The organism is Devosia sp. (assembly GCF_036406155.1).
Lineage (GTDB): Bacteria > Pseudomonadota > Alphaproteobacteria > Rhizobiales > Devosiaceae > Devosia_A.
In genome coordinates, this window is record NZ_DASWVV010000079.1 from 1 (window position 1) to 6,861 (window position 6,861).

Below are 6,861 nucleotides of genomic sequence, written 5' to 3' on the forward strand. Positions count from 1 at the left end.
CGCTGCCCTTCTTGAACGTTTCCGGTCGGACGAGAGCGGGGCCTTCCTCGTCATCTTCGGCGTGCTGGCGATCGTCCTCGTCGCCACCTCGGGCGCCGTGGTCGACTATACCGCCATCGAGCAGGCGCGCACGCGGGCGCAGGTGGCGCTCGACACCGCCTCGCTGGGGCTGCAGCCGAGCATCTACACGACCTCGGTACCGGAACTGACGGCCAAGGCGCAGGACCTGCTGGTCCAGCAGCTGGACACAGCCAGCGGGCAGAACTGGGGCGCCTGCCCGTCCGCGACGGTGCCGCCCTGCGCCCAGGTGGATGCGGTCACCGTCGACACCGCCGAGGGCACGCTGCACATCGACGCGCGCATCCGGGTGCCCACCGCCTTCGTCTCGTTGCTCGGCATCCAGGAGGTCACCGCCGGGGTGGTCTCGGAGGCAACGCGCAAGAAGCTCAACCTCGAAGTGGTGATGGTGCTGGACAATTCCGGTTCGATGGCGTGGTCGAGCCCGACGCGCATCAGCGAGCTCAAGAAGGCCGCCACCTGCGCCACCAACGTGCTGTTCGGCAATGACTGCGCCGACAGCGTCTCCGCCCCGACGACGACCAACGTCAAGCTCGGCATCGTGCCGTTCACCGAGTTCGTCAATGTCGGCACGGCCAACAGGACGGCAGCGTGGATGGACACGACCGGCGCCTCGAGCATCAGCAGGCACAATTTCGACGACGACGACAACGACGCCACGCCCTTCACCGGCACCGTCAACCGCTTCGAGCTGTTCGACCAGTTGCAGAACGTCTCCTGGACGGGGTGCGTCGAAGCGCGGCCGACGCCTTACGACACCGACGACACCACGCCCACCGCCGCCGATCCCGACACGCTGTTCGTGCCGGTGTTCAGTCCGGACGAGCCCGACAGCGGCTTCTACAACAGCTACATCGCCGACGAGCCGGCCAACTGCCCGCGCACGCCCACCTGGGTGTGGAAGCAAGTCAAGACCCAGTGCACGTCGAAGGGCAACAACGCGAAAAACTACGATTCGGCCACCTGCACCGGCAGCACCACCGACACCTATGTGCAGACCGACGAGAACGGCGTGGTCACCGACCCGTCGACGCCGCCGGCGACGCTTTACAACAACACGCCGACCTGCTCGACCAGCTACTCGAGCAGCGGCTGGTCGAGCTACACCAACACCAGAGTGCAAACCTGCACCTACAACTTCTCCGACCGAGAGCGGCAGGAGCGCCTGTGCAAGTACGACGGGGCCACGGTCAACCTGAAGAGGGACGGCCCCAACAATGATTGTCCGAGCAACGCGCTGCTGCCGCTGACCGACGACAAGGGCGCGGTCCTCGGCCGCATCTCGACGCTGAAGGCCGACGGCGGCACCAACATCCACCAGGGGACCATCTGGGGCTACCACGCGCTGTCGCCGACCGCGCCGCTGACGGAGGCCGAGGACTATGGGGGGGCCAACTCCAAGGTCATGATCATCATGACCGACGGTGAAAACACCCACAGCTACGTCAACAACATGAACAAGGCGAGCTGGTACGTCGCCTATGGGTACCCCTACAACGGCCGGCTCACCGGCAATTCGACTGCGGCGCTGCAGGAGGAGATGAACGCCCGTACCCTCACCACCTGCACCAACGCCAAGGCGGCCAAGGGCGAGGATCCGGGCATCATCATCTATACGATCGGGCTCGACCCGCCGAACACGGCGACCCGGGACCTGCTGACGGCCTGTGCCTCGGACCCGAGCAAGGCGTTCTTTCCCACCGACGCCACCGAACTCACCGACGTGTTCGAGACCATCGCCCACCAGCTTTCCAACCTGCGCCTGGCGAGGTAAGCGCCGGGTACACGACCGCCCCAGCACGCCGAGACGTCAGGTGCGGCGGACCAGCACGAAGCGCCGGCCACCGGGAAAGGCGGCGAGGGCCGCCCGCTGCTCGGCCTCGGTCAACCCGAAGAACTCGATTTCCATCGGCGCCTCCGGCGCGTCGATATCGGCGATGACAGGACCCGCCGGGCGCGCGAGCCGGCGGCCTTCTGAAGCGGCCAGCCACAGCGGGGCATGCGTCGTGGCCGGCTCGGGCGCGGGATGCGGCAGGTGCTTGTGCATGATGGCTTCCCCGTCGTCGTTGGGCCGGCGCCCAAGCGCCGGCGCATGATCTTCACCCGGAAACGGCGGACGCCCCCTTCAAGTTGCCGCACGAAGCCGTGACTTCGCACGCTCCTGCGCCTCCGCCCCTGAACGAGGGCGGAACCGGGCGTTCAGGAAGGTTTCAGCAAAGGCCCCGGCAACCTCCCGCCCCGCTCCGCGTTCCTCGCCTACGCTGCACAGGGAGGCACCGATGGGATTGGCACGCTACTTCGTCGTCCCGCAGGCGGGCGACTGGCTGGTGACGCTCGAGGGCCGCGCCATGGCGCGGCACAAGACGCAGCCACAGGCCCTCAACAGCGCCATCGTCATGGCCGACCTGATGGGCGCCATGCACCATGACGCCGACGTCATGGTCGAGGATGCGCCGGGCGCCCCGCTCCGGCTCGCCTGGACCTACGGGCAGGACGACGTGCCCGCCTCGCCGATCCGCGTGCTCACCGTCGTGCCCTCGCACTCGCACGTCAAGCGCGTCCAGGCGCCACCGGCGCCGTGACGGCGGTCCACCCCTCTTGCCAAATGCGTGAACGTCGCCCCCAGGCCGGAACCAAGCCGGCAGGCGACAGTTAGTCCCCCGTCCCAACCGATCGAGGCAGGGGAGCAGCGCGAGCGTCCGCGGCGGCCCCGCCTTGATCATCACACGCGGTGAGGAGAACACCAGTGAACACGAGCAACTCCCCGACCACCGGCGCGGGCGCGGCCAAGAACCCGGCCGACCCCGTGCTCGGCGAAGCCCGGCGCGCTGCCGGCGACGTAGCGGCCGAGGCGAAGACTCTCGCCAAGGATGCCCAGGCGAAAATGGCCGAACTGGCCGACGACGCCACGCAGCAGGCCAGGAGTTTCGCCGAAACAAACAAGAGCCGGATTGCCGAGCAGGCCGCGGCCTTCTCGGGCGCGCTCGGCAAGGCCGCCGCAGAACTGGAACAGTCCGACCAGGGCACGATGGCGCGCTATGCCCGCGACGTGGCGCACGGCATCGACGACATGTCGACCGCCCTAAGGGAGCGCGGCGTCGACGAACTGATGCAGACGGTGCAGGACTTCGCGCGCCGGCAGCCGGCCGCATTCCTCGGCGCCGCGGCCCTCGCCGGATTCGCCGCCGGGCGCTTTGCCAAGGCCTCCGCCCGGCGTCCAGCCGGCCCGCAGACGGGTGACGGCACCGCCGGCGATACCGACTTCGGCGCCGCCGGGAGCTGGCGCGGTACCGGCCACTATGCGCAGACCGAAAGGGGGCACTGATGAGCACCATGGGCGAGCAGCGGTCGCTTCCCGACCTGCTGCGTGACCTGTCCGCCGACGTGACCATGCTGTTCCGCAAGGAAGTGCAGCTGGCCAAAACGGAGGCGGGCGAGAAGGCCCGGCAGATGCTGTCGGGCGCGGGACTCGTGCTCGCCGGCGGCGTGCTGGCGCTGGGCGCGCTGGGCGTGCTGCTGGCGGCGGCAGTGTCGATTCTCGGCGCCCTGTTCGTGAACATGGGCATGGCCGAACTCACCGCCTTCTGGCTCGCCGCCCTGATCGTGGGCGGCGTCGTCGGAATCCTCGCCTGGGTGCTGATCGCACGCGGCCTCAGGCAGATGCAGGCCCAGGAACTGGCGCTCGAGCGCACCGCCCGGTCGCTGGCGCGCGACGCCGACGTCATCAAGGAGAGAGTCAATGTCTGATTATTCCGCGAACGCGCACCAATCGTCCGCCGACCTCGCCCGCGAGCTGGAGGCGCAGCGCCAGCGCGTCTCCAGCACCCTCGACGAAATCCAGCACAGGATGTCGCCGGGCCAGTTGCTCGACGGCGTCATGGACTATACCGGCGACGGCAGCAAGGAATTCATCGAGAACCTGGGCCGCAGCGTCAGGGACAATCCCCTGCCCGTCGCGCTGGTGGGCGCCGGGCTGCTGTGGCTGATGACCGGCTCCGGCCGGCCGAACGGCCACGCCTCCACGGCTGCCGGGCGCACATCCCGTAACAGCGACATCGGGGCGTGGGACGGCGCCGACGACGACGTGCACGGTAGCACCGCAAACGGCCTTCTCGACAAGGCCAGGCATGCCGGCGAGGACCTTGCCGGGGGCGTTTCCGAGGCCGCCGGTGGGATCGCCGACGCGGCCGGCCGGATGACGCGGCAGGTCGACCGGACGACCCGCAACGTGCTCGGCCAGGTCCGGCAGCAGGCCGGAAACCTAGGCCATCTCTACGAAGAGCAGCCGCTGATCGGCGGGGCGCTCGCCTTCGCGATGGGCGCGGCACTCGGCGCGCTCCTGCCCCCGACGCAGCAGGAGGACGAGCTGCTCGGGGAGGCCGCCGACAGCGTCAAGGCCCAGGCCGCCGTGGCGGCGGGCGATCTCTTCGAGGAAGGCCGCGACCTCGTGGGTGACGGCTATGCCGAGATCAAGGAAAAGGTCGCCGGCGTGCTCGAGGACCCGGACCTGTCCGACCGCCCCGGCGGCCTGTCCGGCTGAACGGCACGAAGCGAGCGGCCGCCGCCCGCCGGCGGCCGCGTCCGCACGTACCGATCACTCGGGCGTTGCCAAGGCACATTCGCCGGGCACACCTCGACATTTTCGCGCCTCGGGACTATATGAACGAGCATAATGGCCAGGCATCCTGCAGCGCTGATCGTGCCCAAGGACTTCCCCGAGCTGGGATTGCTCGTGTGGAACCGCGATGTTGCACGCCCCATTCCCCGCGAAGAAGCCTTCGCAATCTATGAGCGCAACTGGCGGCACGTCGATGCTGGCCGGCTCACGCCGGCCGAGGCCTATCTGATCGAAGAGCTCACGCACGAATTTGGTCACGGCCACCGCATGTTCGCCTGACTCTTGCCAAGGCAATAGTTATCTTGGCGACATGCCAGGAGGCCTAATTGACGTTCCAGCGCCCTAAGCACGCCCTCATCGCGAAGGCCCTGCAATCGATGGACTCAGCGTTCCTTGATCGCAGCAAATGCTTCCTTGGCGGGGGGACAGCCATCGTACTTGAGAACGGCGAATACCGGCTGTCCCTCGATGTCGATTTTCTGTGCGCAGACGTCGATGGATATCGAGAACTGCGGAATGCGATCGACCGCGAGGGCCACCAAGCCATTTTTGGCCCTAAGGTGGAGATCCTGCGGGAATTCATCGGCGACCAGTACGGAATACGCGGCTTCGTTACGGTGGATGAGCAACCGATCAAGTTCGAGATCCTGCGTGAAGCCCGCATTCCGTTGGAGGGTGCACTATCAGAAAGGTTGGGCGTTCCGCTTCTGTCGGTCGACTGTCAGTTCGCCGAAAAACTCCTCGCAAACGCAGACCGCCGCTTGGATAAGTCGGTAGCCTACCGTGACGCAATCGACCTGGGCTATCTCGTCCAAGGCAGCGGAAATCTCCCTGAGGCCGCAATCTCTGCCGCAGAGAAAGCCTATGGGGATCTGATCCCGAAGGCCGTCATGCAGGCCCTTGAGCGCTTGGCGAAGCCCGCCGAGGCTGAATACGCAGCCGCCACCCTCCAAATGGAACTCCGCGACGTGATGAAATCGGCAGCGGCACTACGCGACGCAGCAGCCACTGCATGGCCACATTGGACGTTCGCCCCCATCGCGGTGCCCTGAAGGCCCTGAGAGCCATGACAATCCTGGGGGTTGCTCGGTAGTGGCTTACTGCGTCGATCACCCAAGCTTCTTTGGAATGGATCCAGACCAAATTTGGCCTGACCTCCTTGTGGAGGAATGGTACCGCCTCCCCGGTTCGAACGGGGGACCCCTAGATCCACAATCTAGTGCTCTAACCAGCTGAGCTAAGGCGGCCCAAGACGCGGCGGACCATATGTGCTGAAACCGGCGCTTGCAAGAGTGCATTTAGGCATGGCGAGAGGGGTTGTTAAGGGCTCGGGCCTTAACCATCCGCGGCATTTGGCGGGTCCGGCCGCCCCGGCTCGTCTGGACCCAGCCGGGGGCGCGCTATATTGATGATCCGTTAAGCGAGGAGCGCGGGGATGTGCCAGACTGGCACAACCGCTGGTGTGGCGCGTGGATGCTGAGTGGGTCAAATCGCCGACGGGCCGCCGCGTGCTCGGGCTGTGGGCCGACGCCCGTCCGGCGTGGCTGTGGTCGGCCGACGGCCGGGAGCTGCTGTGGCGCAACGACGCCGCCCACGCCTTCAACGCAAGGATCCGCAAGGGCGCGCTGAGGCTCGGGCCAGAGGCCGTGCCCATCGGCGGCCAGGTGAGCCGCCTCATCCGCCTCGGCTCGCGCGGCCGCGCGAGCCTGTCGCGCCTGCGCTTCCTCGCCGGCGACAAGCCGGTCTCCGCCACCTGCACGGCCATCCCGCTGCGGCTGCCGGGCGGCGAAACCGGGCTGCTGCTTGTCGGCGTCGATCCCATCGACGCCGATGTGCTGGCCGCCACGGCGGCAATACCGGGCAGGCCGCCCGCCCCGTTCTATCCGCCCGGGGCCGAATTCCTGCTGATGGAGGCGGGAAAGGTCGGCGGCGGCACCCCGCGCGCCCGCGAACGCCTGGCCGGCGCGATCGGGGAAAACGACATCCCCACCCTGCCCGACACAGCGACCACAGCGCTCGAAATCGAGGGCACAGCGGTCCGCCTGACCCGGCTCGCCGGGTCACGCGACGCCGCCCTGGTGCTGGTCGAGGGCCTCGAGACGACGCCGGGGATCGAGGCCATCCGCGCCGAGGAGGGGCTGGTAGCGTTCCAGCACGGCGGCGCT

General features: G+C 67.7%; 9 protein-coding genes and 1 tRNA gene. 8 read left to right on the top strand and 2 right to left on the bottom strand.

Translation table 11 applies throughout. The annotated features are described in order from the left end of the window. A partial coding sequence (locus VGD93_RS05150; protein WP_395009863.1) for a vWA domain-containing protein occupies window positions 1-1,852 on the top strand: 1,852 nt, incomplete at its 5' end. Between the two features lie 36 nt (window positions 1,853-1,888). Here the strand turns inward: VGD93_RS05150 and VGD93_RS05155 are convergent. Then, entirely contained in the window at window positions 1,889-2,125 is a 237-nt protein-coding gene (locus VGD93_RS05155) for a hypothetical protein (RefSeq protein ID WP_395009865.1), read from the bottom strand. Window positions 2,126-2,357: 232 nt separating this feature from the next. Between VGD93_RS05155 and VGD93_RS05160 the strand changes: the two genes are divergently transcribed. The 6 genes from VGD93_RS05160 to VGD93_RS05185 all read left to right on the top strand — a co-directional run bounded on the left by VGD93_RS05160 (window position 2,358) and on the right by VGD93_RS05185 (window position 5,748). Further along, complete coding sequence (locus tag VGD93_RS05160) at window positions 2,358-2,660, top strand: hypothetical protein (RefSeq protein ID WP_395009868.1); 303 nt, start codon at window positions 2,358-2,360, stop codon at window positions 2,658-2,660. Window positions 2,661-2,824: 164 nt separating this feature from the next. Continuing rightward, on the top strand, window positions 2,825-3,403 hold the full coding sequence (locus VGD93_RS05165) for a hypothetical protein (protein ID WP_395009871.1): 579 nt from the start codon (window positions 2,825-2,827) through the stop codon (window positions 3,401-3,403). Beyond that, window positions 3,403-3,825 carry a phage holin family protein gene (locus VGD93_RS05170; protein WP_395009873.1) on the top strand — a complete coding sequence of 141 codons (423 nt, stop codon included), beginning with the start codon at window positions 3,403-3,405 and terminating at the stop codon, window positions 3,823-3,825. The genes VGD93_RS05165 and VGD93_RS05170 overlap by 1 nt, the downstream gene beginning before the upstream one ends. Continuing rightward, on the top strand, window positions 3,818-4,618 hold the full coding sequence (locus VGD93_RS05175) for a DUF3618 domain-containing protein (protein WP_395009875.1): 801 nt from the start codon (window positions 3,818-3,820) through the stop codon (window positions 4,616-4,618). The genes VGD93_RS05170 and VGD93_RS05175 overlap by 8 nt, the downstream gene beginning before the upstream one ends. Before the next feature lie 132 nt (window positions 4,619-4,750). After that, a complete protein-coding gene (locus VGD93_RS05180) occupies window positions 4,751-4,975 on the top strand; it encodes a hypothetical protein (protein WP_395009877.1) in 225 nt (74 codons plus the stop codon). A gap of 47 nt (window positions 4,976-5,022) precedes the next feature. Further along, window positions 5,023-5,748, top strand: coding sequence for a nucleotidyl transferase AbiEii/AbiGii toxin family protein (locus VGD93_RS05185; RefSeq protein WP_395009880.1), 726 nt, complete (start codon window positions 5,023-5,025; stop codon window positions 5,746-5,748). A gap of 118 nt (window positions 5,749-5,866) precedes the next feature. On the opposite strand, the gene VGD93_RS05190 is transcribed toward VGD93_RS05185, so the two are convergent. After that, window positions 5,867-5,943 (bottom strand) — tRNA-His (locus tag VGD93_RS05190). A gap of 222 nt (window positions 5,944-6,165) precedes the next feature. Between VGD93_RS05190 and VGD93_RS05195 the strand changes: the two genes are divergently transcribed. Continuing rightward, a partial coding sequence (locus VGD93_RS05195; RefSeq protein WP_395009882.1) for a hypothetical protein occupies window positions 6,166-6,861 on the top strand: 696 nt, incomplete at its 3' end.

Coding starts and splice junctions, on each gene's coding strand:
- VGD93_RS05155 (WP_395009865.1), bottom strand. CDS start 2,125: ATGCACAAGCACCTGCCGCATCCCGCGCCCGAGCCGGCCACGACGCAT.
- VGD93_RS05160 (WP_395009868.1), top strand. CDS start 2,358: ATGGGATTGGCACGCTACTTCGTCGTCCCGCAGGCGGGCGACTGGCTG.
- VGD93_RS05170 (WP_395009873.1), top strand. CDS start 3,403: ATGAGCACCATGGGCGAGCAGCGGTCGCTTCCCGACCTGCTGCGTGAC.
- VGD93_RS05175 (WP_395009875.1), top strand. CDS start 3,818: ATGTCTGATTATTCCGCGAACGCGCACCAATCGTCCGCCGACCTCGCC.
- VGD93_RS05180 (WP_395009877.1), top strand. CDS start 4,751: ATGGCCAGGCATCCTGCAGCGCTGATCGTGCCCAAGGACTTCCCCGAG.